Origin of the sequence: Lonsdalea britannica, from assembly GCF_003515985.1 — a bacterium.
Taxonomy (GTDB): Bacteria; Pseudomonadota; Gammaproteobacteria; order Enterobacterales; family Enterobacteriaceae; genus Lonsdalea; species Lonsdalea britannica.
The window spans coordinates 238,385-262,810 of the sequence record NZ_CP023009.1 but is presented as its reverse complement, the minus strand read 5'-3'; the positions used below and the strand labels follow the sequence as shown (position 1 = coordinate 262,810).

Genomic DNA, 24,426 nt, shown 5'->3' with positions numbered 1-24,426 from the left:
AAATGACGGGAGCCGATAACGTTGGTGGCATCTATTACGAAGTTGATATTGAGGTTGATAATGCTCTGAAAGCTAACGAAAAGTTACGAGGAGAACTCAGATCACTGGCTGAACAGTCTAAGGCCTCGGCCAATGGAATAAAAACTCTCGAAACCCAAATGAAAACGTCAGCGATAGCGGTTAACCAAGCTACTAAAGCTGGTGGCTCTCTTCGAAGCCAATTCCAGCAGGCTGGCTACCAAATTCAAGACTTCATTGTTCAGGTACAAGGCGGTCAGTCAGCATTAGTCGCTTTTAGTCAGCAAGGATCGCAATTAGCTGGAGCGTTCGGCCCGAGCGGCGCTGTAGTAGGCGCGCTTATTGCTCTTGGTACCGTTATTGCTGGTACTCTTATTACCGCACTGAATGGCGGCAAAAATGCTATGGACGCCCTTAGAGACGCCGCCGACTCGATGGATAAGGTAATCACTATTTCACAAAGTGGTGTCGCCGCTCTTTCAGACAAGTACGCCAACCTTGCTAGAGTGAATGCCGCCGTTGCTACTCTAATGAGAAATCAGGTACTGCTTGAATATAACCAAGCAATGACGAAAGTGGCTAAGTCTATTTCCGACACCACCAACGAATTTTTCACGTTTGGTGATACAGCCAAGGCAGCTCTATCAGGCGGTACAGTTAGCGTTAAATTGCTCGGCGCGATCCTTGATGTGGCCGAAGTTAAAACTACTAATCTCAATGAGGCTTTTAGCCAGGTCAGCAAAAGCGGTGTAGCTAACGAAGCTACTATATCCACTTTTATCAATACCATCGGGGCGTTGGCGTCCCGCCTAGGCATAACTGATCAGGCTGCTTTCGAACTGGCAAAGGAGCTAAGAGACCTAAGCACAAATCCTTCTCCGGAAGCGCTCCAGACGCTGGCATTGCGTTTACAAAACATGAGTTCTTCGAGCAAAGATGGACAAGCTCAAATCACTGCTTTGGCTGGATCATTAGTAGATTTAGCGCGCGAAGCTGCGAATGCGAAATTCAACGTCGACAGCCTAAAGCTCACTACTGACAACCTCACTGATGGGCAAAAAAATCTGATAAAGCAGGCTGAAAGAAATCTCGCTTTATCAAAGCTACAGGGAGAAGCTCGCGCCCGCCTCGCTGCCCAATATTCCGCTGAGGATGCAGGATTTGCTAAAGGCGATCCGCATACTAAAAAAATGGAAGATGACGCGGCGGCTACATACAAAAATTTAGAGGCAACTAAGCAACTTAGATCCGAAGAAAAGAAATCAGCATCTCAGGCAGAGAGAAACGCCAAGGTTTTGGACGAATACAGGCAGAAAGCTGAACTGAGCGCTGACTCAACGAGTGACTTGTCAAGAGAGCAGGCGATACTGGCTGCAAAGAGCAAGCTGATTAACCCGACATCGGAGCAAGTGGCTACCGTTGAGCGAGATGCCGCAGCCGCATGGGATAAGGCCGCCGCCCTCAAGGCGCAAAGCTCTATTCCTGAACTCAAAGAGAACGCCGACTATTCCAAGCAAAAGCAGCAACTGGAGCTTTTGAAAACCGCCAAGGATTCGCAGGGTAATTTGCTCATCAGTCAGCAGCAATATAACCAGCAGTCCGAGCAGTTGGAGCAAGACCACCAAACGAAACTGGCTGAAATCAGGGCTAATCAGGTGGTCACGCCGCAACAGGATGCCGCCGCCAAGGTTGACCCGGTACAGCAGCTGGCGAATGAAAATGCGCGTAAATTGGCGCTAATTCAGCAGTTCGAGGCCAATAAAACATTGACCCACGATCAGGCTGAAGCGCTTAGAAACGCGACGGATACCCAGTACGAGCAGCAGCGCATCGCCGCACAATGGACGATTTATCGCAACCAGAGCGTGGCGAATGAACTCCTGGCTTCTTCCGTTGAATCGTTCAGCAGTGGGGCGTCTAGCGCCATCACTGGACTGATCAACGGTACGCAGAGCCTTTCTGAATCCTTCGCTAACCTTGGAACCTCAATCCTAAACGGCGTTGTCAGCAGCCTTGTGCAAATGGGGACGCAATGGGTGATGTCTACGATCATGGGTCAGACAGCTCAGCAAACCGCAATTGCCACGAATCAGGCATCAGCCACTGCCGCCTTAGCAACATCAACGTTAGCTGGTCAGGCTGCGGCGTCAGCATTGTTGGCTTCGTGGTCTCCGGCTGCGATGGCGGCATCCATAGCATCTTATGGTGGCGCGGCGACCGCAGGCTTAGCTGGCTACACCACGGCGATGACTGCGGCTCAGACGATGTCTATTGCTGGAGCGAGAAAGAACGGTGGACCTGTAACAGCCGATTCCATGTACCGAGTCGGCGAAGGGGGAAAGCCTGAGATATTCAAAGCCAGCAACGGCAATCAGTACATGATCCCCGGCGACAATGGATCTGTGATAAGCAATAAGGATATTGGGGGGGCAGGTGGAGGCGGGACGAGTATTCAGCAGGAAAATCATTTCCACATCACAACTACAGGTGGGATTGATGACGCTACAAAGGCTTGGATAATTAAAAATATGAAACAGGTAGCGCTCTATGAAATCAAAGAGCAAAGCTCGCGACCTAAGGGGCTGATTCAGCCGAGGAAATAATACTGACCGGCACCGCAGGGACGCGATCATGTTGAGTTTGGTCAAGGTGAAACGGGAATGAGAAATAGCGAAAGGTGGCAGATAGATGCCTGACAGCACGAAAGAACAGGCCGGCCGTGATAAAGGCGGCAAATGGAAGAAAGGCGCATCGGGTAATCCCGGTGGGCGCAGCAGCAAAGCAGCTGAATTGAGGCGTGTGCTGGAAGGTGGCGCTGATGATGCTGTGAAAACCATCATGGACGCGGCTAGAGAAGGCGATATGGCTGCTTGCCGCCTCATCCTGGACAGAGTTGTCCCGCCGAGTAAGCCGGTTTATCAGCCGGTATCTTTCGAGCTGGACGACAGCAATTTACCTGCAGCGGCCCGTTCTGTGATTAAGGCGATTGCCGCAGGCGAACTACCCGCCGACCAGGGGAAAATGATTCTGGATGGCCTGGCGAACATGGCGAAGATTATCGAAATTACAGAGCTGGCTGAGCGCGTTGCTGAGCTGGAGAAGGCACAGGAGAGCGTACAATGAGCCTGTTAAGACGAATTGAAGCACTGGAGGCCACCAGCGGCGCTCAAGCCACCAGCGGCGGCCCTGATGAAATCTGGCTAATCGGTGTCAGCCCTGACGGCTCCCGCGAGTGTGGTGGCGGCTGGGTGAAGCATAAAGGGCTGTTCCGAAATGCTACGGTTGAAGAAGCACAACACCATAATCAGCTTAACCTGCAGGGTGACAATCATGGGTAGTCTGCTGGCACGACTGAACCGGCTGGAAAAGGCCATGACGCCGAAAGATGGTGATGTGCAGGTGATTTCTGCTCTGATGGATGAGTTAGCAGGTAATGCCTCTTCAGGAGCTTATGAGAAGGCCATAGAGCGCCTGTCACTGCGTGGGCACAGTTTCCCGCGGTCCTCAGAACTGAGAGCGTTGCTGGTGGGGGCGAGCGATGAGCATTAAAACTCGCCTGGCTGCGCTGGAGAAGGTAGCTAGAGATAAAGGCAGCAAATCTATTGATGGCCCACAGCCACCCGTTAGAGCAGCTTATCAGCGTGAAGATGGCACCTTTGACCATGAGGGCTACATAGCGGACGCTGACCTGTGGAGCATTGAAGTGTTTGGCAAGCCGCTGGCACTGGTGGCCGAAGAGATAGTAGAGAATGAAGGGTTTTGACCTACCATAGCCCATAATATCTGTCCTACCCCATGAATACCTGACAAAAGTTAACATTGAGGCGAAGCGGGATGGAAAGCAAAGCAGCATTATTGAAGCAGCTGAAAGCATACCACCAGCGAAGCAATGAGAGATTCAAACGCTGGCAGGCGTCAGGATACCGGCACGAATTCAAGCTCCGGCATGAGCCAATGCCAGACGCTCCACCAGCGACATTAAGCAAGCATCAGGATTACTGTCTGGCAGCTCCAGTTTCTGTCGTATGGCATCTACAAGCCATGCAGTTTTATCGCCACCAGCAGCACTCACAGCATCTGTAAAAGCCTCGCTTAGCTCAGCAGGCACACGAAAGGTAACAGACAGGGATTTGCTCATAGGTCACCAATATCAGGGAATTAGTGAGCATTTTGTCATCGTAAGACAATGTAAGACACTCTCTTTTATTGGTTCACATGACATAGTTTGTTGGTTCAATTCGGGGTTGTGCTGGTTCACTTTTTTGAGAATAACCCTTTAAAATCAGTGTTGTTTACAAATTGAACCAACTGAACCAACTAAACCAACACCTTTTTACTTATATAGAAGCATTTAGTCGGTTTTGAACTTAGGCAACAGACGGGTAATTGCTGCGTGCTAGGGTTAATCCGAAAAATACTAATGGGGATATGAAAAAAAACAACTTTAGCGTGCGTTATTGCTACCACTCTTTTGACCGGCTGTGGCCCAAAGAAATTAACCCCTGAGCAAAAGCAGGAAGTGAGCAGTTTTAAAAGCCCGCTTTAGCTAATACGTTGGACAGTATCCGAAACCTGCCTACTTGGAGGGGAGGCTCAATCTCTGGGGGAGAGCGCGTTCCGTTCTGCTCGCCCCGTCAAATTTTATACCCGCGAAAAATGAAATTTAATTCGGGCGTGTTTCACCCTTCCAAAGGGTATGACATATGACACCACGCGAAATAGCTTTATTGACCACCGCCAAATTGGAGCACGAAGGCCACCAGCTTACCCCGGCAGATCAACGGGAGATAGAACGCTCAGTTAATGCCGATATAGCTCGGCGTGAAAAATTCCGCGAAATGATGCGATCACCCGTCTACCAGTGGAAGAAGCCAACGCCGCGCAGGTAGATACGGGATTATTCCGCATGTAACTTATGCGTATTAAGCAAATTACCTTTATTCACCTTTACAGAATTGTGAGTGCGTCAGTATCGTTATCCTCCCGATTCGCATTTATTCAGGATTTGCATGTACCAGCTAAAGATAACCATCCGAGACAGCAAACCACCAATATGGCGGCGTGTGCTGGTTCCAGAGCAAATCCCCTTTAGTAAACTTCACGCGGTGATCCAGTTGGCTTTTGGCTGGAATGACGAACACCTGTATATGTTCGAGAAAGGGCGTAAAGGTGATCCCGGTAGCGAGTATCGCGTATGGGGTGAGGATGAAAGCATGGGTAATGCGGCAATAACACCACTATGGGCAGCGCTCCAGAATGATGGTGACAAGCTGGTTTACACGTATGACTTTGGCGACTGGTGGGATTGTCTTGTTATGCTCGAGAAGCAAACACACGATACGAGTAAACAGCCCATTAGCTGTCTGCGTGGGAAAGGCACCACCCCGGCGGAAAATTCCGGTGGTTTGCATGGTTACAATGAATTGCTCTTACAGGCCAGAGAGTCTGATAATCCTGAACAGGCCGAGATCCACAATTTTCTGATGCTGGATATTGAACGCCGGATTTACGACCTGAACAACATTAACGACAGATTGCAGGCTCTTAACTGACCCGCATGTATTCGCCTGATATTGCGTTATCAGCGCCGCCAGTATCGCGCATAACAGCGTACTGACCGGGTAAACCGTAGCGCACGACCATTGCGTTGGTTTCACCGCCGCGCCGTACCTGACGCGACTCATACACTGTTACACGCTCCAGCAGCCCACCAGCAACCATGCTTTCCAACGTACGCCGGGTTGATTCTAGCTGGTGGCGCTTATCGAACGACACCATGCCATGAAGCAGGTAGGCCACGCCCGACACATCGAACGGCGGCGCACCAATTTCACCTGTCACCCATTCGAGGTTATCCGGTTCAAAATAGCTGAGTATCTCTTTTTTGCGGTTGGTCATTCTCATGACTGGCAGGTTCCTTATTGTGGGATAGCACTATCATACAATAAGCGGGTTGAAGGGAGAGCGTGATAGCCTGATGTACTGTATGAATCACAACCAGATTTCATGGGCGGAAAAATATATGGGGGTACTTTTGGGGGTATCTAGAAAAAACAAACAATAAAAATAACAATAAAAACAAAGATTATAATCTATATGTATTGTTCCTATTATCGGCACCATTTCAACATCCTAAAACATCCAAATTCATTCATAATCCCACTATTTTATAAGATCTTTTTATACTCAGCCCGTCCATTTGACCCTGACCCAAAACCCTGCTCCATTCAGAAGCAAAATTCCGGCTTGATAAACACTCCCCTGAACGGAGGTGGTGCCGATGAAAAGATCACTATTCACTGAAGAGCAGATTGTTTTCGCCCTCAAGCAGGCTGAGCTGGGGACCTCTGTGCCGGACGTCTGCCGCAAGCTGGCTATCTCCGACGCCACTTTTTACGCCTGGCGTAAGAAATACGGCGGGATTTCTCCTTCGGAACTGAAACACATGCGGCAGCTGGAAGAAGAGAATCTCAGGCGGAAGAAGCTGGTGGCTGACCTGAGCCTCGATAAGGCCATGCTACAGGACGTGCTGACAAAAAAGATCTGACGCTGGCACGTTTGCGTGAATGGGTCAGGGATTTGCAGGCCCGTTACGGAGCCAGCGAGAGGCAGGTTTGCTTTGCGCTACGCGTCAGTCGCAGCTCATTCCGCTATCGTTCTGTGGCCGCAGACGACAGCGCGCTGCGCTTACGCATTCGGGAGATCACCGAAACCCGGGTGCATTACGGTTACCGCCGGGTACACGTGATGCTCAGGCGGGAAGGCTGGGCGGGATAACCACAAGAGGATTTATCGGCTTTACAGCGAACAGGGACTGTCGCTGCGATTCAAACGTCCACGCCGCCATAAATCCGCCCAGCGGCGTCAACCGCAGCCTCAGGGGCTCTACCCAAACCACGTATGGGGCATGGATTTTGTCTCTGATGCTTTGTTTGACGGGCGTCGGTTGCGTTTGCTGACGGTGATTGACCTCTATACACGCGAATGCCTGGGGATCTGCGTGGGTCAGAATCTGCGCTCAAGTGAAGTTGCAGAGATGCTGAACAGCATAGCGCTCAGGCGACCTTTGCCACAGTTGCTGAAAACCGATAATGGTTCTGAATTTTCAGGGAAAATGCTGGATAAATGGGTTTACGAACGGGGTATAAGGATTGATTTTTCCCGACCCGGGACACCCACAGATAATGCTACGGTGGAGTCTTTTAACGGCAGGCTGCGGCAGGAGTGCCTGAATGAGAACTGGTTCATGTCTCTGGAGGATGCACGGAGCAAAATCGAGGCCTGGCGCATACACTATAACCAGAGTCGTCCCCATTCCGCGCTGGGGTGGATGACCCCCTCTGAATTCGCCGAAAAATCTGCCGGTTGCCAGAATATGCAGCCAACCTGAAACCGGTTATTTCTGATTATGGGTGGATCATATTTGGGGTCAGGATCAAAGAGCCGACATTACTAACTGAGCGTTGTATCTAATCATGGGGGCAGGTCAAGTGAATTACGGTAAAATATCTCTTAAAACGTAATGAGAGAGCAGAATGGCATTTGAATTGAAAGAGTTATTAACCCCGGCAGCCTCCCTCTTGGCTGTTTGGCTTACAGCCAGATTTACCCTTAATCGGGAAATTCGTAAGAAAGAGCTGGAGATCCGTGTTGATCGGCTGGAGAAGCTCTCAGCTGATTGTGATGAGGTCTTATCACAGCTTATCAATTATGCTGGTTTTATTAGTGGTCTTGTTCAGTCCCGGCTTTTATTATTCACTCCGACTCAGTCAAAGGCCCGGATCCCTGTTCAAAAATTTATTGAAGTCAAAGACCTATTGGATGACAGTGAGTTAGCTCCAGATAGAGAGAAAGTGCGAAGATGCGAACACGGCCTACGCTTTCATCATTATCAGGAATGGCAAAAATGGGATGCTATTGTCCCGAAGCTGAAAAACGATATTTATGATTTTTTCATGATTACACCTGCAGGCGCGATTGTTAAAGTTTTAAAGGATCAGGGTCGAACACAAGAGGATTGTGAGGCGTTCATTCGACAACTCAGTAAATGGCAAAAAGATGCTGATGCTCTGCGGAAACAGCTACTTGACGCTATGTCCAGCGATTTTCACGAGTTAACGAAATCGAAACCACCTTTATGGCTTCGATGGTTGTGTATACATACATGGTTCAACAAGTCTGGATGTTAAAGTCGTAAATAGGGCTGTGTACGTCATGGGTAAACAAAGTGACGTATCGCACAGTAAGCAATATTATTCTTAATCAATCACCGCAGATACTTGGGTGAGTAGAGGTATCTCTATCGAAATTAATGATATTGGCGACTCGATAAAAGGCTCATCGAGTCGCATGAAAAACAAGGTGGGGGGCACAAAGGGGGCATTTATAAATATGAAATAAGAAAATATGTATTTTATCAATGATTTTATGGGTTGTGCTATATTAAATTGTCTGAATCTCATATTCAGAATATCAAAAATACTTTGAATATGCATTTTTTCGTGCAGATTAAATAGAATTAATGTAAACCCTCATGGATAATTAAAAAATGTCACTTTTTCACATCAAAAATAAGTCATTAAGCGCAGTAAAGAAAACAAATTTTCAATCTGCAGGTATTACTGAACGGTATGATTTACAGCAGGCATTAAAAAGCAATATTGCCTCTATTGCACCGGATTGTTTGGTTATTTCTGAAGAGTTTTCTGATTGGGAAGATAGCCGCCGAAGAATTGATTTGTTGGCGATAGATAAGAATGCAAACCTTGTTGTTATTGAGTTAAAGCGTGATGAAACAGGCTCTCATATGGAGCTTCAGGCTCTGCGTTATGCAGGAATGATTTCGACCATGACGTTTGAGAAAGCATGCGGATATTATGAGAGTTATCTTCAAAAACAAGGAATCGAGAGAAACGCGAAAGATGATATTTTGAATTTTACCGGCTTGGATGAGTCGAATATCGATGAGTTTGGTAATGATGTAAGGATAATACTTGCCTCCGGGGATTATAATAAAGAAATTACCTCATCCATTCTTTGGTTGATCAGCAAAGGCATCGATATAACCTGCGTAAGAATGACATGTTATTCATTCAATGAGGATATCTTTATCGATATAGACCAGATCATTCCTGTCCCTGAAGTTGCTGATTACCAGGTTAAATTTCGTGAAAAGCAAATTGAACAAAAAATTAGTAAAACAAAATCCAGAGACTATTCGATGTATAATTATAATGGAGAACTATATAACAAAAGAAGTTTAGCTTTAAGGCTTATATCTGACTGGATTTCAAATAATGATTTCAAAGACATTGATTCTGTCAGGCGTGCGTTTGACGGTAGACTATCCAATAAAATCATAGAGTTGCCATCAAAAGTGCTTGATGGGAGTCGTTATTATATGCGTAAAGAAGACTTGGCTAGGCTTTCTTCTGGAGAAATGGTTGCAATATCGAATCAATGGGGAGTCGATAACATTAAAACCCTTATTGATTTTTTAAGTCAATATAACCAAGTCGTTGATAAAGTGAGTGGCTGATGTATTTGTGGCCTTAGTTGACTAAGGTTTTAGAGAGGGGCGAGCTGCCCCTATGTTCATTTTTTTATTTCGCCGGTACATTGATACTCAGCTGTGACTGTTGTTTGCATACAACCTGAAGATGATGGTTGCGTGCATTGAGAGGTGAACCCTCCGAATGGCTCAGCACCGGAATAGCCCCAGGCAGCACAACGAGCTTTAGCTGAATTTATCCCTTGTTTCGGATCTATCACCGGACTTTCGAACATCCCAAAAGAATAGGCCATACGAACAGTGCCATCGGCTTTACTACCACCTGTTGGAATAAGCTCCTTCTTCGTTGAACATCCGGAAATAAGTAGCGTGAAGAACAATGCCATCATAAGTTTTATTTTCATAGTTACCTTTATTAATTATTAGTGGAGTTGGAGTGTGTTTTATCAATATCAGTAGGATTGTAGTATTTATTCGTTTTTTTGTTATGTGATGTATTTGTTTTTTTATGAAGATGCTTTGTGGTGATTATGAGTATTGTGGTTATTCTTCGTAATGGATGCTGTTCTTGAAATGTTTATTTGATATATTATATATAACAAAATGGTTTCTATGAATTAATGATACATTCCAAATGAAATAAAAAAGGAAGATGTGTTGCAGGAAAACTGGCAACTCAGAAAAGGGAAGTGAAATACACTCCCCTTTTTTTATTCATTGTAGATATCAAATCCAAACATCATTTTGAGCGGTTCGATCTCCGCCTTCGTCTCCGGTATTTAACACACCGCGCGGTTCGATCAGCAGAAGTTTTACCTCTTTCTCTGCATAGGGTTTATGTTCAAGCCCGTGTTTAACCACAAACATTTCCCCGGCGTTGAGGGTAACTGCACCATCACGAAAATCGATCCGTAATGTGCCTTCCAACACGATGAATGTTTCGTCCGTCTCTTTGTGGCTGTGCCAGACGAACTCGCCTTCGATTTTGACGACTTTAAATTGATAGTCGTTCATTTCAGCGATGACTTTCGGGGTCCACTGCTCATTAAATAACGACAGCTTGTGTGCAAGATTAATGGACTGATACATGTATTCTCTCCTGGTTGAATAGAGAGACATCCTAAGAGGGAAAGCGATGAGGGTCTTGAACGTTTGTGCAGCGAGTTAGATACGCTGTTTGTTGATTATTTTTAGCCACATTCCCGGTGAAATACCGAAGGCTTTAATAAAATGCCGCGTCATATGGCTCTGATCGGAAAAGCCGGCAGTCACTGCAATATTCGCTAAGTTTTCACCCGTCAACATCAGCTTTCGGCAATATTCAAGACGCCGCAGGGTGACATATCGGTAAGGGCTGGTCCCATATAGCATGCGGAAGTCGCGGGACAAATTCCATCGGTCTCTTCCACTCACGATAGAAAGCGCATCCAGCGTGACCGTTTCCGTGAAGAGGTCATCGATGTACTCGCGGGCACGCTCTGCAGCTGGGTAATCATACGAACGCCGTATGATTTTTTGTCCCCCAACGGCAGACAGGGCGTGTGCTAGTTCATAGATAGCGTCATCTTCTTCCAGCGAATCAAAGGTATTATCCATTCCTCGAAGTAAGGATTCCGTCGCAGTAATAAGACGCGGGTCAGTTGACGTCCCCCTTGAATAAAGGGAAGAGGCTGGCCTCCCAATATTTTTTGGATAGAGGAGGGCTCGATATAAATCATGCGGTAGTGAAACCCATCGGCTGTGCCAGCTTCTCCATCATGGATTTCATCCGGATGAAGCACCATCGTGTGGCCCGCCAGACTCTGTCTACGACTACCTCGATATTTGAAGCTTTGTATGCCCGAGAGCGTGCGACCGATGGCATAGGTGTCATGTCGGTGCGGGTCATATCCGTGACCGGTAAAAAACGCTTCCAGGCGTTCGAATTTGTCTGAAGGGGTGGCGAGTTTTACCCAATCATTTTTGACCGTCTTGCGAAACATGACTTTCCGCCTTTGTCGTCGTGATCCGTAAACCGGGACATGATAATTAAAAGCATATAGCGCGTTGTGCAATAGGAACACTATTTTATTCAACCCGGAAGGCGCAGTGACGCCCTGGGAAGTTATTGGTGTGTGACTTCAACGGAATGCTTTGTTTCTTACTTACGCGCTGGTGACGTAAGGGGGGGAGAATTTTCTCATGGTCACTGAAACCTCATGGCTCCTGTGTAGGAATATGGGGAGTAAATGATGAAAATCTTCGTGTCGATATTCTGCCGAGTAGAAATGGCGGTGTGGAATAAAGAGTAAGGGGATATCCACAGGCAATACCAAACCTCGATAATATGATTATGAATGAATAAACCATTAAATAAACCCCCTCGTTATTATCTGAGTATCACCACGGCCTATTTTTCATAAATTCGTAATTAGCAGGCTAACCATCCGCCGTTCTTTTTTTTCATCGGATGAGGAGCGGTTTTTTTATTTCTTATGATAGCTTGCCAAAAAATAGTCTTTATCTGTTTTTCCTCAAAAGTTAATTTCGTTTTTTTAGCACGATGTGCCGGCGGTTATATCGATGATGGGTCAGGAATGCATGCTGCCGTTATTACTTAGTTTTAAAATTAGTTTTTTAACCAAAGTTAGGCAAGGGCGATATAGATGTTAGATCGATTCCATCGATCAAAACACAATACCGCGATAGCCTGTAGCTATCATTGTTATTATTTTGATCGCTATCACCTATTTTGAGGTGGTTTTATATGGTATTAATTTTGACAGGATACATTAAGCCATCTAGGCGCTGGTTGCCTGATTCTCTCGATGGCATTAAGCATCTCAGGTGCAATATTCGTAACTTATTTTGTGTCGACAAGGACGCCTTATGAGTCATTTTTATAATAATTTCATGTCATTATCTTCGGGGGGTAAACATTTGGAACCTTCACGCCACCGCCGTTTTTTTTCGAACCAGAGCTCGGGTTTACCGGGGATAGCGCTTATCTCTAGGCATGAAAAGACCTCACCGTTCTGGTAACGAAGACGCTCATTTATCGCCCTGAACGATTGGGCTACTGACCTGAATTACGCGCACGTTTGTACTTGTTTTTATCTCCAATGGGTGAGAAATCACTCAGGCCTTCTTTTGTCGGAGATAACGGATATAGACAAGCGTGAGAATAATCTTCCTATTGCATGCACAGGTATTGCTATGGCTCAGAATGTTAATCCGTCGGCAAAAGTGATTTCTTCATTAGTCCAGCACAAACATTCACTGTCTATTTATGCTAAAGAGATGGTCTTTTCGGTGACAGCCAAAATAATAGATTTAAGACCGGCTAATGGTCGTATGGTTCTCGAAATGGAATACCCGATTATTAATTTTGAAAAATATTTAATGACGGATGCCATCACTATTGATCTGGAAGCATTGAAGGGGCCGCACAGCGTCGAACGCGAGACTTACAGTCTCAGTAATATACGCGCTAAAATGATTAAAACGCATAAAATGCAGTACCACTTGGAATGTCAGCTTCCTGAGTCGGTCTTTATTAATGAAAGCCGCGGGGCGATTCGTATTCCCTTTATTCTTGGCATGTCTGGACGCGCCAGCATTGAAGTGTATCCCCATGAAGCGCGAGTGGCGGGCCACCTGCGTGATCTGTCGGTTGGCGGCTGTATGGTCGATGTCGATCTGTCTGACTGCATTGCCATGAGCATCGACCAGCCTTTGCCCGAAATCAGACTCGAGTTCCCCAACGGAGAGATCTTTTGGGCTGAAGGCAAAGTTCGCCATATTCGCCCTTTTGGAACCTATGGGCACGCGGCGGTGGGAATACAGTTCATCAATTTATCCGCACCTCAGACCGAAGCCCTCTATCGCTATGTTAATGAAGCCGAGAGAGACGCCATTTTTAGAACCGGCATCAGCGATAAAGTCGAGCATCCTTCTCCTTTGTTTATTCCCGGTGTCGTAGAAAAAATGATGCTGCAAAGAGAGAGTCAGGAACGGGAAAAGCTCTCGCGCCAGCCTGCTGTTGAACGCGACGTCATGAATATCGTCCACCAGCTCCAGATTGGGCTGATGTATATCAAAATCCGTGATGTTTTCCCTGCTGAGATATTTTACGGGTGTGCTGATATTTTGATTAATTGGGTCAAACAGGACCGGAAGGCTTTTTTACATGCGCTGGCGTTTCTTCGCGATGAGCCTGATTGGGTCAGACAGGCTATCAAAGTTGCAGGGCAACTGGCTGACATCTTATTACTGCGCAACCCCTTCGATCATCAGGTGAGGGAAGCCGTGTTAGGCGCATTGCTGCATACACTGGGTAAACCTTTACTGGTCAGTGTTGAACTGCCTTCTCTCAAAGCGAATATGACGCCGCCGCAAAAAGAAGTGCTGAAAGGCCATGTCACGGCGCTGTGCGCCAAGCTGGACGCGTTATCGTGGGAACCGAGTCCCCTTTGCAGAGATATCATTAAGAATGCAAATGAACACCTTGATGGTTCCGGTTATCCCGCCGGTAAAACGTCGGCGCAGCTATCGGGTCTGGTGCGTCTGGTTTCCGTCATCAAAGCGGTCAATAAAGCGATCCATCGGCGTAACGGTATTCCTGCTCGCAATCCGTTGGTCGCTTACCGGCATATCAATGAATGCGGCGATGCCTATGACAAGGCCATTTTGGTTGAATATATTCGTGTCTATGGCCCCAATCCCATCGGTACATTGGCGAAATTCAACGGGGGATTTCTTGCCTGGATTATGGACGTCAACGGTCGAGGCGATCCGGTCAAAGTGAATATCGTCAAAAATCTCCGCTTTCTGGAAAGCAACATCAACAGCGTGGTTTCCGGGAGCGATTTGGCGCAGTTAGGCAAGCTCGAAGGTATTGTGGATCCCGCTGATTATGGTATCGAAGTGCTAAAAATCTGATTGGCGATCGCGCTCAACAGCCAGACGGTTTCCGTCGCTACGCGTCGTGGGTTACGGGCGGCTGAAATCGTCTGACGCCTGAACGCATCTTGACCCGCGATGGTTCATTATCGCGAGACCACTTAATTTTGACGCGGGGGAAACCCTGCGTTGCTGCGTCACCTTCCTTTGACTCATCGTCGTGTTGAGTTCTTTCAACGATGCGCCATCGACTATGTTCCCGTCTCAAAGGGATGCGCTGGCAGCGTTGAATGATGGCCCCTTTTTCGCTCTCCCCAGAACGCCCTTTGTGGCGTTCTCCTCCGAAGGTTTTTCGCATTAATGAACGCTTCTCGGCCGCGGCATTATCCCCTATCAAAAACCATTAACTATATTTAAAGCAGGGTTATTTTTGTGCCTTTCTTATGTGTCTGTTTTTTAACAATTAACAGGAGGCAACATGAAAGATGAAAAGGATCGAAAGCCGACGAAGAGTGTCAAGTTGGACGCCTCTCAGTCAGTGAAGCCTCATCTGGCGGATACCGCACCGAACGATGCGGCGGTAAAACCGACCAGCAGTCCGACACCTCCCGGCGTGGAGCCGATGTTTCCCGGCCAGGCCAAATCGCCTAAAAATACCAATGCTAAATTGAAACAGCTGGATAAATACCATACCCATCCGGAGCACGAAGCCTTGCGTACGGATCAGGGCGTTAAAATTTCAGATAACCAAAACTCGCTCAAGGCAGGCGCACGCGGCTCTACGCTGCTGGAAGATTTTATCCTCCGCGAGAAAATCACGCACTTTGACCATGAGCGTATTCCTGAACGTGTGGTGCATGCGCGCGGGGCGGCCGCGCACGGTTATTTCCAGGTTTACGCACCGCTTTCTCGTTACACCAAAGCGGAGTTTTTGCAGGACCCTAAGGTGAAAACGCCGGTGTTCGTCCGTTTTTCTACCGTACAAGGTTCGCGAGGTTCGGCCGATACGGTGAGGGATATCCGCGGATGGGCCACCAAGTTTTACACGCAGGAAGGCAACTTCGATCTGGTTGGGAACAATACGCCGATCTTCTTTATTCAGGACGCGATCAAATTCCCCGACTTCGTGCATGCGGTGAAGCCGGAGCCTCACAATGAAATTCCTCAGGGGCAGAGCGCGCACGACACCTTCTGGGACTACGTCTCCCTACAGCCGGAAACGCTGCACAATGTGACCTGGGCGATGTCGGATCGTGGTATTCCGCGCAGTTATCGCATGATGGAAGGTTTCGGGATCCACACCTTCAAGCTGATCAACGCCGAGGGAAAAAGTCATTTCGTCCGTTTCCACTGGAAGCCGGTTTACGGCGTGGCGTCGCTGATTTGGGATGAAGCCCAGCTGCTGACGGGGAGAGACCCGGATTTTCATCGTAAGGAGCTGTGGGAGTCGATCGAAGCCGGTGATTATCCCGAATATGAGCTGGGGCTACAGATCATTCCCGAAGAGGACGAGCACAAATTCGATTTCGATATTCTTGATCCGACCAAGCTGATCCCTGAGTCGCTGGTGCCGGTACAGCGGGTCGGCAAAATGACGCTCAATCGCAATCCAGACAACTACTTCAGCGAAACGGAACAGGTGGCGTTCTGTCCCGGCAATATTGTGCCTGGGATCGATTTCTCCGACGATCCGCTGCTGCAAGGGCGGTTGTTCTCGTACCTGGATACGCAGATTAGCCGACTGGGCGGCCCGAATTTCCACGAGCTGCCGATCAACAAACCGGTCTGCCCGTTCCATAATCATCAGCGAGACGGCATGCACCGGATGGAGATCACGGGGGCGGCGAATTATGAACCCAACTCGATTAACAACAACTGGCCACGGGAGACGGCGCCCGCGAAGGCTGACGGCGGATTCGCTACCAATCCGCAGCCGCTGGACGGTCAGAAAGTTCGTCAACGCAGCGAGTCGTTCGCCGATTACTACTCCCAACCTCGTCTATTCTGGCTGAGCCAAACCGATGTGGAAAAAAATCACATCGTAGGCGCCTTCAGCTTTGAGTTAGGGAAGGTGGCGCGTCCTTGGATCCGCGAGCGCGTGGTGGATCAATTGACGTATATCGATCACGACTTGGCGCAGAAGGTGGCGGAGAATCTGGGTATGAAACTCACCGCCGAGCAGCGTAAACATCCACTACCTGGCGCAATCAATGGTATTACGTCGGATGAAACGCTCAGCATCTATGCGGGGAAAAAGCAGACGTTGAAGTCTCGGCAGGTGGCGATCCTGGCGGCGGACGGCGTGTGCGGCGCATCGGTCGAGAAAATCGAAAAAGCGCTGCATCAGCAGGGGATTCATACCAAAATCTTCGCGCCTCACCTCGGCAAGATCAAAACGCTGCAAGGGCAGGAGCTGGACGTGGCGGGAACGATTGAAGGGAATCCTTCCGTTCTGGTCGATGCGGTGATCGTGCCGACCGGTCAGCAAAGCATTGAGACGCTGAAATCTGACGGCAACGCCAAATACTATCTGTTGCAGTCGTTCAAACATCTTAAGGCGATTGGACTGCAAGGGGATGCGCTGAGCCTGTATCAGTCGCTACCGCTGCCTGAACCGGATGAAGGCGTGCTGGTGGAAGAGGACGCCAAAAAGGTCGCGGAGAAATTTATCCACGCCATGCGGGAGCACCGCGTCTGGTCTCGTGAGGCCGTCGCGCAAGCTGTTCCGAGCTAATGAGGCGCGACTCGTAAGTCCGCGTTAGCCTTCTATATCACGGCTGTCCCTGTCTCCATCACGAGCGAGGGCAGCCGTTTCTGTATCAACTACGCCTTCTCTAAAGAAAAACATTCAAACATCACCTTCGGATGGATCATGTCTCTCGCCCCAAAAGCGCAGAGTCGCTGCGGCCAGAAACAGTATCCGAAAGGGTGACAGAGGCCTCATTGGGAGAACGGCCGGGGTTGCCCTATGCTTGTGTCTTGAGGTTCCGGTCATTGGGCGGTGGGGACCGACTTCCGTGGGAGAAATACGGTTATGAAAATAAATCGTCGACATTTTCTGGCGGGCTCGGCGGCGATGCTGCTGACGCCTCTTCGCGGCAGTTGGGCGACCGCCGCGCCGCAGAGGACTCATTTGCCGCTGTGGAAAGATATTCCGCCGGGCGGCGGTGGTCCTGCGGGAGGAGAGGCGCTCTCCGCTGGCGGGGCGCTGAAAAATATCTCCCGACCCTCTCTGGAGGTGTTTACGCCCGTGAATCCTAACGGCTGGGGCATCTTGGTGGCCGGGGGCGGGGGATATAAACATATCGAAATGGGGGATGAGGCATGGCCTGCCGCGAACTGGTTGGCGGCGCTTGGGTATACGGCCTATGTCCTCAGCTATCGCTTGCCGGGAGAGGGATGGAATGACGGCAATCTGGTCGCATTACAGGACGCGCAGAGGGCGTTGCGGATGATTCGCCGCCGTCAGCAACATGTCGGTGTTCTGGGATTTTCCGCCGGAGGCCATCTGTTGGGGATGGCGATAACGCGTACAGAAGTTAAGTCTTATCCTGCTCAGGACGATCTTGATGCAACCCCCGTCTCTGCGGAACACGCCGCGCTCATCTATCCGGTCATTACTTTGGAAAAGCCCTATACGCATACCTCGACCCATAAGATTTTGGTAGGGCCTCACGCGGAGCCAGCGGCGGAAGCCGCGTGGTCGGTACAGAATTTTGTCACGTCGGCCACGCCGCCGGTCTTTTTGGCGCAGGCGGAAGATGATCCCATTTCCGATCCGCATAACACCTTAATCATGGCGGCAGCCTGTCGGCGCCAACACGTTCCGGTTGAGATGCATCGCTATCGTCGCGGCGGACACGCATTCGGTATGGGGAAGGCAGGAACGCCGACGGTGAAATGGCCGGTCAGCTATCGGGATTGGCTGGCGAAGCTTCAAGCGCGCGCCGCCAGCGAGTGTTCAGCTAAAAAGAGCAGCGAGTCACGCGCTTAAACCCGCGCTGGCGTTATTCGTAGGGACCATGACGCATATCGACGGGCAGCAAGATCGTGTCGACGATGATAGAGAAGGGGACATCGATAAACGTGATGTATTTCAACCAGCTATCACGTACGTCCCACTGAACGCCGGGATAATATTGATGGCCGTGTCCCTGTCCCTTGATGTTGCGGCTGATGATGCTGCCGCAGCCGGAAAGAAGGCTGCTGATGATGAGCATGGCGATAAATCTTTTCACTGGATCCTCGGTTTGAGCGTCGATGGGCTGGCGTATGCGGTAAGGAATGTACGTCAAAACAGGGCGATTTGGCGATCTGAATCGGTGAATTTTACTGTCATCTTATACATAAATGTTCTCTGAATGTCAGCGTATCCCACAATGTGGACATAACATGACGCTTTTCTGACAGGTGAGTCTGCCGTCACAGGCATTTACTTCCCGATGCGCTATGATTAACATTCCTTGAATATCAATTAAATAACGCTAATTTTTATTTTTTGGTGCAGCGGTTTATCTTCCGTTTGATCGAGTTGTGATGACTTATTGGGCGATATGAGGGCTGAATTGAATATTAAAGTACCGATTACGGATGCCGATATTCATGTATCATGACCCACCCGAATCATATCAACATAAAGTAAGCAATAGGATGATTGAGATAATTACTATGGGCGACAACCAAGACTCCGATTTGAAGCGTAAAGCCTGGACTGCTTCATTTGTTGGATGCCTGCTGTTTTGGATTGCTGTAGGTGCTTTAGCTTATTTCTACTTCTGAGTGGTTCTCGCCGCCGCAACGGCTGATGAATACCCCATTCTGGATAGCTATCTTGCTGTTATCACCCCAATAATTCACCTCGGAGTCGCGTTAGCACGGTTGGCGTTATGCTGATGGATGCCAACGAGTGACGAATCTACGAGAGACGCTTCTGCTACTAGTGGCCGAGCCGGGCGTCTTTTCTATCTCGGCAATGGAAACCCGATGACTTCATTTTAGTGAACAGAGAGTGCGTTGGCCATTCGACGCGATCTCCTCTATCAGCTTGCACAGTGCCAGACCCCAGACCCCAGACCCCAGACCCCAGACCCCAGACCCCAGACCCCAGACCCAGACCCCAGACCCCAGACCCCAGACCCCAGACCCCAGACCCAGACCCCAGACCCCAGACCCCAGACCCAGACCCCAGACCCCAGACCCCAGACCCCAGACCCCAGACCCAGACCCCAGACCCCAGACCCCAGACCCCAGACCCCAGACCCCAGACCCCAGACCCCAGACCTTGTTTCAGATACTGACCTGACACGATAAAGGACTACGTTGCCTGAGAGCATGCTTCCTATGTCAGTCTTTATACGAACAGATATCCCTCTCCGGTATTAAATGCAGAACGATCTGACAATGGATGCCTGACGTGCAGCTCTCTCCCTCATTAATCCTTTTGCCCCACCATTTGCCTGACGATGGAAGCGATGTCTTGCATGGCATCTCGCGCCGTTTGACTGATTCCGGCCAACTGGAAAAATCCATGAATCACGCCCAGATAGCGTTTGCACCGGACGTCCACGCCCGTGTTCACCAGCGTACGATAAAGCTGTTCCCCCTCGTCACGCAGAGGGTCGTACTCCGCGGTAATAATCAGCGTTTGGGGAAGGTCGGTCATGTCAGGCCGCCACAAGGGGCTGGCTTCAGGATGACCATACTCAGACGGCGTAAAGTAAGCCTCATAGCCGGTGAGCAGGGTATCGCGAGTGATAATGAAATCGTCGCCATTAGTCTGGTACGTGTCACTCACGGCGGTGGCATCCAACATGGGGTAAATCAGCACCTGTCCGCGAGGCTGAATGCCTTCGCGATCTCGCACCCGCAATGCGGTGATGAGAGCCAAATGACCGCCCGCGCTATCCCCCATCAAGACCAAATTGGCGGCATTGACGTGCAACTCATCCGCCTGTTCCTGAATGACGCAGAAAGCCCGAAAAGCATCGTCGTGGGCGGCGGGATAACAATGTTCAGGCGCTAGACGATACTGGACGGCAATGACTCGACATTGGCTGTGAAAAGCCAACTGGCGAAGCGTGTTGTCATGAGTGGCAAATCCGCCACTGACGAAACAGCCGCCGTGATAATAAACGATGGCGGGAGTATGTGACGGCGCCTGAAGCGGTGAGTAGATACGCAGGTTCAGCCCTTGTAGTTCCCGTTCTTCTACATCGACGCGCGTTTCGATGTCGCCGGACAGAGCGGCTCCGGCGATGTATCCCGCTCTGCGATCGTCAATAGATTGGTTTCTTGCCGATGGGCGGCCTGCATTGATGAAGTCCTGAACGAGTGCGGCGATGCCGGGCTCAAGCGTCATGGCGATAGCTCCAGAGTGCGTATTCATGGATAGCCGCCATCGGAGAGGTTGACGTCATCCTGCCAATACGTAGATGGGAAAGCCCGTACGTTACCGGAATATTTTTGGCGGCGTCAAAGCCTTCTGAGACGGAAATGGCGAGCTTGTATGCAGAGGTTGATGAAATCAGCGATAGCGTGGACGTCGATTTTTGAGGGGGACTTCGGCCGTAAACATGAAGGGATTAATGCGATGATATGATCGAATGTGATGGCGTTGTGGGTAAGCAGCGGCCGGTTGGGCCGCCGGGATATGAAACGGTTACTGTCCTTTCACGTCGCCGCGCTCCAGTGTTTTTACGCTATTGCCCATGGCATCTTTGGTGCTCATATCGGCGCCTTTTCGCTGCAAGTCGTGAAGAAGTTCAGTGCGTTTGAACAAGGCGGCATACATGGCCGCCGTCTGTCCGGCGTTGTTGCGTTCGTCCGGATTACATTCCGCGGCGAGCAGCCGTTTGGCGATGCGCAGTTCGCCTTTGAATACGGCGCCCATTAGCGCGGTATTGCCTCGTTTGTCTTTCAGGCAGGGATCGGCGCCGTGTTTTAGCATGAGCGCGACGGCGTCATCGTGGCCGTGATAGGCCGCGAGGATCACGGCGGTATATCCCTTTTCATCCTGCACATTCAGGTTGTAACCCGAGTGGATGAATTCGGTGATAATGGGCAGCTCGCCATTTCGGGCGGCATCCCACAAATAGTGGTTTAACTGCGACTGTACGTTCCCAGGGTTTTCTGGCGGTTGAGCCTGTGCGAGGCCGATCAGCATAAACAAGCCCGTGACGAGCGATAACACACGTTTCATGACGGCATTCCCCGAAATAAGTGACCGCCCGCGGGGATGATCCACGGGCGGCCGGGCATCATTAGTCGCTCAGTTTAGCGGCCAGACTCTTCACCTTCGTCAAATCGCCTTTGGCGATCGTCGTCAGCCGTGAGCCATAGTCCTGATCGGCTTTGTAGAAGTAAGACAGCATGATATTTCTGCTTTCAACATCTGCTGTTCCCAAGGCTGAACCCAGGCTATTGACCAGATCGGTGCGATCTTTTTCGCTATAAGAGCGGTACAGCTCGCCCGTTTGCTTAAAGTTCTGCTCTTTCTGGATCTTGCTTTGCTGTGTCGTCCCGTTCAGCGGCGTTTGGCTGTAACGCGCGGAAACCAGTTCTTCACGCGGGTGCAGTCGGCTAGGCTGGTAATTCACGCCTTCATCCTGGGTGTGCCCGTGATTCAGCGTACCGTCCTGATTGCCATTGTTGACCGCTTTCAGAGGCGCGTTGATCGGCAGACTCAGCCCCGTCGTGCCTACCCGGTACAGCTGGGTATCCGCGTAAGCGAACAGTCGGCCCTGCAGCAGCTTGTCTTCGGATGCTTCGATACCGGGAACCAGATTCGCGGGTGCCATTGCGACCTGCTCGGTTTCCTGGAAGAAGTTATCCGGGTTCTTGTTCAGAACCATCTGCCCGATTTTACGTTCAGGGACGTCAGGCCAGATTTTGGTGGCGTCCAGCGGATTGAAGTCGAACTTTTGCAGATCTTCCGGCTTCAATACCTGAACATAAAGATCCCACTTCGGATAGTCGCCGCGCTGGATAGCGCTGACCAAATCATTGGTCATGTGGCTGTAATCCTTGCCTTGCACTTCTTCAACCTGTTTGGGATCCAGATTCTTCACGCCCTGCAACGTTTTCCAATGGAATTTCACGTAGTGAACTTCCCCTTTGGCGTTAACCAGTTTGTAGGCGTGAACGCCGTTACCATCCATATTCCGGTAGGTTGCCGGCGTCCCTTCGTTGGAATAGAGCAACGTCAGCGTACGGGTCGATTCCGGGAGGTGAGAGAAGAAGTCGAAACGACGAGCATCGTTATCCTGATTGGTGCGTGGGTCCGGTTTGAAAGCATGCACCATGTCGGGAAACTTGATGGCGTCTCGGATGAAGAAGGTCGGGAAGTTGTTGCCGACTAAATCCCAGTTACCTTGTGTGGTATAGAATTTGGTGGCGAAACCGCGCGGGTCACGCAGCGTTTCCGGGGAGTGGTTACCATGCACGACGCTGGAAAAACGCACGAAGACGGGGGTGTGCGTGCCTTTTTTGAATACATCGGCGACCGTGAGATCGGAAATATCGTCTGTCGCAGTGAACTGACCGTGCGCGCCGGTCCCGCGGGCGTGAACCACGCGTTCCGGGATGCGTTCGCGGTCAAAACGCTGCAGCTTCTGTAGCAGTTGGACGTCCTGAAGAAGAACCGGGCCGTTGGGACCGGCGGTTTGCGAATTCTGGTTATCACCGACCGGTGCGCCATTATCGCGGGTTAAGGTATCGGCGAATGCCGACTGAAAAACGATGAGTGATGACACGGCGACCAGCGTTTTTTTCCAGCTGGCGCCACGATGCGTTGCGGGTATATTGCTCATAATTTGCCTCTTCTTCCTTGCGATGTTCAACAATAAGGGGTGTATTGCCGTCGAGTCCGTTGTGCTGATTTCCGACAAACCACGGTCTACTGCCGCCTGATGCTCTGTCTTTCCCTGGGCGTGTCCTTCTTCCCTCTGTTCAGGCCTGACCGGGCTGCCACGTATAGGTCTATCATCCCGGGAAGAACAAAATAGTTACTTTCCGTGACTGAATTACTTTACCTGTTTTAACCCTATGCTTGAGGCCGTTATTTCTATCGAATTGATAGGCGGGCTATAGCGGCATGATTGCGGACGGAATCGAACAAAAGAGAACGGGGCTGCGAGGGATGTTGTAGGATCGGTTTCCCGCCAGAGACAAGTTCAATCCGGCGGGAAACACACGACTTAGGTCAGACGCTTACTTAAAGACCATACCACCGTCGATTAACAATGACTGACCCGTCATGTAGTCGGAGTCAGGTCCGCAGAGATAGGATACGCATGCTGCCACATCTTCCGGGGTGGACGGACGGCCCAGCGCAATCTGCTTGGTGAATTGCTCGGTGCCATATCCTTCCGGTTTACCCGCGGCGGCAGAGAATTTACGATCAAACTCTTGCCAAAGCGGCGTAACGACGATGCCCGGGCAAAAGGCATTGACGTTAATACCTAGCGGCGCCAGGTCGCGTGCGGTGGTTTGAGTCAGCCCGCGTACGGCAAACTTGCTGGCGCTGTAGATGGACATATCGGGGTTGCCGACCTGGCCTGCCTGTGAACAGGCATTGACGATTTTGCCGCCGTGACCCAGTTTTTTGAACGCTTTGACTGCCGCCTGGGTTCCCCAGATAACGCCTTTGATATTGATATCCACAACGCGGTCGATGATTTCGGACGTCATGTTTTCAATCGGGCCACGCGGTGCAATACCGGCGTTGTTGACGATGACATCGAAACCGCCCAGCTGCTGTTCGGTTGTTTCGACAGCCGCGAAGATTTGATCGCGGTCGGAGACATCGGCCGTAATCGCAATGGCTTTACCGCCTGCGGAATTGATTTTCTGTGCGACCTGTTCGGCACTTTCGCCGTTGTAATCGACGATAGCGACAGCGAATCCATCTTTCACCAGACGAAGCGCGATAGCTTCACCAATTCCCTGACCCGCTCCTGTGACCAACGCGACTTTATTTGTCATCTGTTATCCCTTTAATAAATTTTATTAATCAATTG

Annotated in this window: 21 protein-coding genes and 3 pseudogenes; 14 read left to right on the top strand and 10 right to left on the bottom strand. The window is 49.9% G+C overall.

Translation table 11 applies throughout. The annotated features are described in order from the left end of the window. Positions 1–2: 2 nt before the first annotated feature. From CKQ53_RS01315 to CKQ53_RS01295, 5 genes are all read left to right on the top strand, one after another. Complete coding sequence (locus CKQ53_RS01315) at positions 3–2,621, top strand: tail protein (tape measure) (RefSeq protein WP_118894562.1); 2,619 nt, start codon at positions 3–5, stop codon at positions 2,619–2,621. Between the two features lie 85 nt (positions 2,622–2,706). Then, the gene (locus CKQ53_RS01310; protein WP_118894560.1) at positions 2,707–3,141 is read left to right on the top strand and encodes a hypothetical protein; all 435 of its coding nucleotides are present in this window, start codon (positions 2,707–2,709) and stop codon (positions 3,139–3,141) included. Further along, on the top strand, positions 3,138–3,356 hold the full coding sequence (locus tag CKQ53_RS01305) for a hypothetical protein (RefSeq protein WP_094118591.1): 219 nt from the start codon (positions 3,138–3,140) through the stop codon (positions 3,354–3,356). Before CKQ53_RS01310 ends, CKQ53_RS01305 begins: the two co-directional genes overlap by 4 nt. Next, positions 3,349–3,567 carry a hypothetical protein gene (locus CKQ53_RS01300; RefSeq protein WP_094118592.1) on the top strand — a complete coding sequence of 73 codons (219 nt, stop codon included), beginning with the start codon at positions 3,349–3,351 and terminating at the stop codon, positions 3,565–3,567. Before CKQ53_RS01305 ends, CKQ53_RS01300 begins: the two co-directional genes overlap by 8 nt. Next, positions 3,557–3,781 (top strand): hypothetical protein, encoded by a 225-nt coding sequence (locus tag CKQ53_RS01295; protein WP_094118593.1) that lies wholly within the window; start codon positions 3,557–3,559, stop codon positions 3,779–3,781. Before CKQ53_RS01300 ends, CKQ53_RS01295 begins: the two co-directional genes overlap by 11 nt. 180 nt (positions 3,782–3,961) lie before the next feature. Here the strand turns inward: CKQ53_RS01295 and CKQ53_RS01290 are convergent. Continuing rightward, a pseudogene (locus CKQ53_RS01290) lies at positions 3,962–4,156 on the bottom strand (hypothetical protein); the annotation flags it as partial. A 565-nt stretch (positions 4,157–4,721) separates the two neighbouring features. Between CKQ53_RS01290 and CKQ53_RS18620 the strand changes: the two are divergent. After that, positions 4,722–4,907, top strand: coding sequence for a hypothetical protein (locus tag CKQ53_RS18620; protein WP_094118594.1), 186 nt, complete (start codon positions 4,722–4,724; stop codon positions 4,905–4,907). A 120-nt stretch (positions 4,908–5,027) separates the two neighbouring features. After that, positions 5,028–5,570, top strand: a complete 543-nt coding sequence (locus CKQ53_RS01280; RefSeq protein ID WP_094118595.1) for a plasmid pRiA4b ORF-3 family protein — start codon at positions 5,028–5,030, stop codon at positions 5,568–5,570. Here the strand turns inward: CKQ53_RS01280 and CKQ53_RS01275 are convergent. After that, positions 5,563–5,922, bottom strand: coding sequence for a hypothetical protein (locus CKQ53_RS01275; protein ID WP_094118596.1), 360 nt, complete (start codon positions 5,920–5,922; stop codon positions 5,563–5,565). The genes CKQ53_RS01280 and CKQ53_RS01275 overlap by 8 nt on opposite strands. A 376-nt stretch (positions 5,923–6,298) precedes the next feature. Here CKQ53_RS01275 and CKQ53_RS01265 point away from each other — a divergent pair. From CKQ53_RS01265 to CKQ53_RS01255, 3 genes and pseudogenes are all read left to right on the top strand, one after another. After that, positions 6,299–7,408 (top strand): annotated as a pseudogene (locus CKQ53_RS01265) (IS3 family transposase). Positions 7,409–7,553: 145 nt separating this feature from the next. Next, positions 7,554–8,207 (top strand): hypothetical protein, encoded by a 654-nt coding sequence (locus tag CKQ53_RS01260; protein ID WP_094118598.1) that lies wholly within the window; start codon positions 7,554–7,556, stop codon positions 8,205–8,207. 359 nt (positions 8,208–8,566) lie between these two features. Beyond that, entirely contained in the window at positions 8,567–9,556 is a 990-nt protein-coding gene (locus tag CKQ53_RS01255; protein WP_094118599.1) for a PDDEXK family nuclease, read from the top strand. A gap of 56 nt (positions 9,557–9,612) precedes the next feature. Here the strand turns inward: CKQ53_RS01255 and yecR are convergent, their stop codons facing one another. From yecR to CKQ53_RS01240, 3 genes and pseudogenes are all read right to left on the bottom strand, one after another. Beyond that, complete coding sequence (gene yecR / locus CKQ53_RS01250; RefSeq protein ID WP_094118600.1) at positions 9,613–9,933, bottom strand: YecR family lipoprotein; 321 nt, start codon at positions 9,931–9,933, stop codon at positions 9,613–9,615. A 322-nt stretch (positions 9,934–10,255) separates the two neighbouring features. Beyond that, positions 10,256–10,618, bottom strand: a complete 363-nt coding sequence (locus CKQ53_RS01245) for a cupin domain-containing protein (protein WP_085653220.1) — start codon at positions 10,616–10,618, stop codon at positions 10,256–10,258. Positions 10,619–10,693: 75 nt separating this feature from the next. Then, positions 10,694–11,511: pseudogene (locus tag CKQ53_RS01240) on the bottom strand (AraC family transcriptional regulator). A 1,147-nt stretch (positions 11,512–12,658) separates the two neighbouring features. Here CKQ53_RS01240 and CKQ53_RS01235 point away from each other — a divergent pair. The 3 genes from CKQ53_RS01235 to CKQ53_RS01225 all read left to right on the top strand — a co-directional run bounded on the left by CKQ53_RS01235 (position 12,659) and on the right by CKQ53_RS01225 (position 18,404). Continuing rightward, the gene (locus CKQ53_RS01235; protein ID WP_244200986.1) at positions 12,659–14,449 is read left to right on the top strand and encodes a PilZ domain-containing protein; all 1,791 of its coding nucleotides are present in this window, start codon (positions 12,659–12,661) and stop codon (positions 14,447–14,449) included. A gap of 439 nt (positions 14,450–14,888) precedes the next feature. Further along, positions 14,889–17,144, top strand: a complete 2,256-nt coding sequence (gene katE, locus CKQ53_RS01230; protein ID WP_094118603.1) for a catalase HPII — start codon at positions 14,889–14,891, stop codon at positions 17,142–17,144. Positions 17,145–17,450: 306 nt separating this feature from the next. Beyond that, entirely contained in the window at positions 17,451–18,404 is a 954-nt protein-coding gene (locus CKQ53_RS01225; protein WP_094118611.1) for an alpha/beta hydrolase, read from the top strand. A gap of 13 nt (positions 18,405–18,417) precedes the next feature. On the opposite strand, the gene CKQ53_RS01220 is transcribed toward CKQ53_RS01225, so the two are convergent. Beyond that, positions 18,418–18,630: a YceK/YidQ family lipoprotein gene (locus CKQ53_RS01220; protein ID WP_085653224.1), complete on the bottom strand. Its 213-nt coding sequence runs from the start codon at positions 18,628–18,630 to the stop codon at positions 18,418–18,420. Positions 18,631–19,000: 370 nt separating this feature from the next. Between CKQ53_RS01220 and CKQ53_RS18965 the strand changes: the two genes are divergently transcribed. Next, on the top strand, positions 19,001–19,189 hold the full coding sequence (locus CKQ53_RS18965) for a YmiA family putative membrane protein (protein ID WP_094118604.1): 189 nt from the start codon (positions 19,001–19,003) through the stop codon (positions 19,187–19,189). Positions 19,190–19,841: 652 nt separating this feature from the next. Here the strand turns inward: CKQ53_RS18965 and CKQ53_RS01205 are convergent. The 4 genes from CKQ53_RS01205 to CKQ53_RS01190 form a co-directional block, all read right to left on the bottom strand. After that, positions 19,842–20,768, bottom strand: a complete 927-nt coding sequence (locus CKQ53_RS01205; protein WP_094118605.1) for an alpha/beta hydrolase — start codon at positions 20,766–20,768, stop codon at positions 19,842–19,844. Between the two features lie 300 nt (positions 20,769–21,068). After that, a complete protein-coding gene (locus CKQ53_RS01200) occupies positions 21,069–21,572 on the bottom strand; it encodes an ankyrin repeat domain-containing protein (RefSeq protein WP_244201030.1) in 504 nt (167 codons plus the stop codon). Between the two features lie 97 nt (positions 21,573–21,669). Further along, a complete protein-coding gene (locus tag CKQ53_RS01195; RefSeq protein ID WP_085653231.1) occupies positions 21,670–23,217 on the bottom strand; it encodes a catalase in 1,548 nt (515 codons plus the stop codon). 400 nt (positions 23,218–23,617) lie between these two features. Further along, positions 23,618–24,391 (bottom strand): (S)-acetoin forming diacetyl reductase, encoded by a 774-nt coding sequence (locus CKQ53_RS01190; protein WP_094118606.1) that lies wholly within the window; start codon positions 24,389–24,391, stop codon positions 23,618–23,620. Positions 24,392–24,426: the final 35 nt, after the last annotated feature.

What these genes read in the sequence shown, in the direction of transcription:
- CKQ53_RS01315 (WP_118894562.1), top strand. Translation starts at nt 3, where the DNA reads ATGACGGGAGCCGATAACGTTGGTGGCATCTATTACGAAGTTGATATT.
- CKQ53_RS01310 (WP_118894560.1), top strand. Translation starts at nt 2,707, where the DNA reads ATGCCTGACAGCACGAAAGAACAGGCCGGCCGTGATAAAGGCGGCAAA.
- CKQ53_RS01305 (WP_094118591.1), top strand. Translation starts at nt 3,138, where the DNA reads ATGAGCCTGTTAAGACGAATTGAAGCACTGGAGGCCACCAGCGGCGCT.
- CKQ53_RS01300 (WP_094118592.1), top strand. Translation starts at nt 3,349, where the DNA reads ATGGGTAGTCTGCTGGCACGACTGAACCGGCTGGAAAAGGCCATGACG.
- CKQ53_RS01295 (WP_094118593.1), top strand. Translation starts at nt 3,557, where the DNA reads ATGAGCATTAAAACTCGCCTGGCTGCGCTGGAGAAGGTAGCTAGAGAT.
- CKQ53_RS18620 (WP_094118594.1), top strand. Translation starts at nt 4,722, where the DNA reads ATGACACCACGCGAAATAGCTTTATTGACCACCGCCAAATTGGAGCAC.
- CKQ53_RS01280 (WP_094118595.1), top strand. Translation starts at nt 5,028, where the DNA reads ATGTACCAGCTAAAGATAACCATCCGAGACAGCAAACCACCAATATGG.
- CKQ53_RS01275 (WP_094118596.1), bottom strand. Translation starts at nt 5,922, where the DNA reads ATGAGAATGACCAACCGCAAAAAAGAGATACTCAGCTATTTTGAACCG.
- CKQ53_RS01260 (WP_094118598.1), top strand. Translation starts at nt 7,554, where the DNA reads ATGGCATTTGAATTGAAAGAGTTATTAACCCCGGCAGCCTCCCTCTTG.
- CKQ53_RS01255 (WP_094118599.1), top strand. Translation starts at nt 8,567, where the DNA reads ATGTCACTTTTTCACATCAAAAATAAGTCATTAAGCGCAGTAAAGAAA.
- yecR (WP_094118600.1), bottom strand. Translation starts at nt 9,933, where the DNA reads ATGAAAATAAAACTTATGATGGCATTGTTCTTCACGCTACTTATTTCC.
- CKQ53_RS01245 (WP_085653220.1), bottom strand. Translation starts at nt 10,618, where the DNA reads ATGTATCAGTCCATTAATCTTGCACACAAGCTGTCGTTATTTAATGAG.
- katE (WP_094118603.1), top strand. Translation starts at nt 14,889, where the DNA reads ATGAAAGATGAAAAGGATCGAAAGCCGACGAAGAGTGTCAAGTTGGAC.
- CKQ53_RS01220 (WP_085653224.1), bottom strand. Translation starts at nt 18,630, where the DNA reads ATGCTCATCATCAGCAGCCTTCTTTCCGGCTGCGGCAGCATCATCAGC.
- CKQ53_RS18965 (WP_094118604.1), top strand. Translation starts at nt 19,001, where the DNA reads ATGCCGATATTCATGTATCATGACCCACCCGAATCATATCAACATAAA.
- CKQ53_RS01205 (WP_094118605.1), bottom strand. Translation starts at nt 20,768, where the DNA reads ATGACGCTTGAGCCCGGCATCGCCGCACTCGTTCAGGACTTCATCAAT.
- CKQ53_RS01200 (WP_244201030.1), bottom strand. Translation starts at nt 21,572, where the DNA reads ATGCTGATCGGCCTCGCACAGGCTCAACCGCCAGAAAACCCTGGGAAC.
- CKQ53_RS01195 (WP_085653231.1), bottom strand. Translation starts at nt 23,217, where the DNA reads ATGAGCAATATACCCGCAACGCATCGTGGCGCCAGCTGGAAAAAAACG.
- CKQ53_RS01190 (WP_094118606.1), bottom strand. Translation starts at nt 24,391, where the DNA reads ATGACAAATAAAGTCGCGTTGGTCACAGGAGCGGGTCAGGGAATTGGT.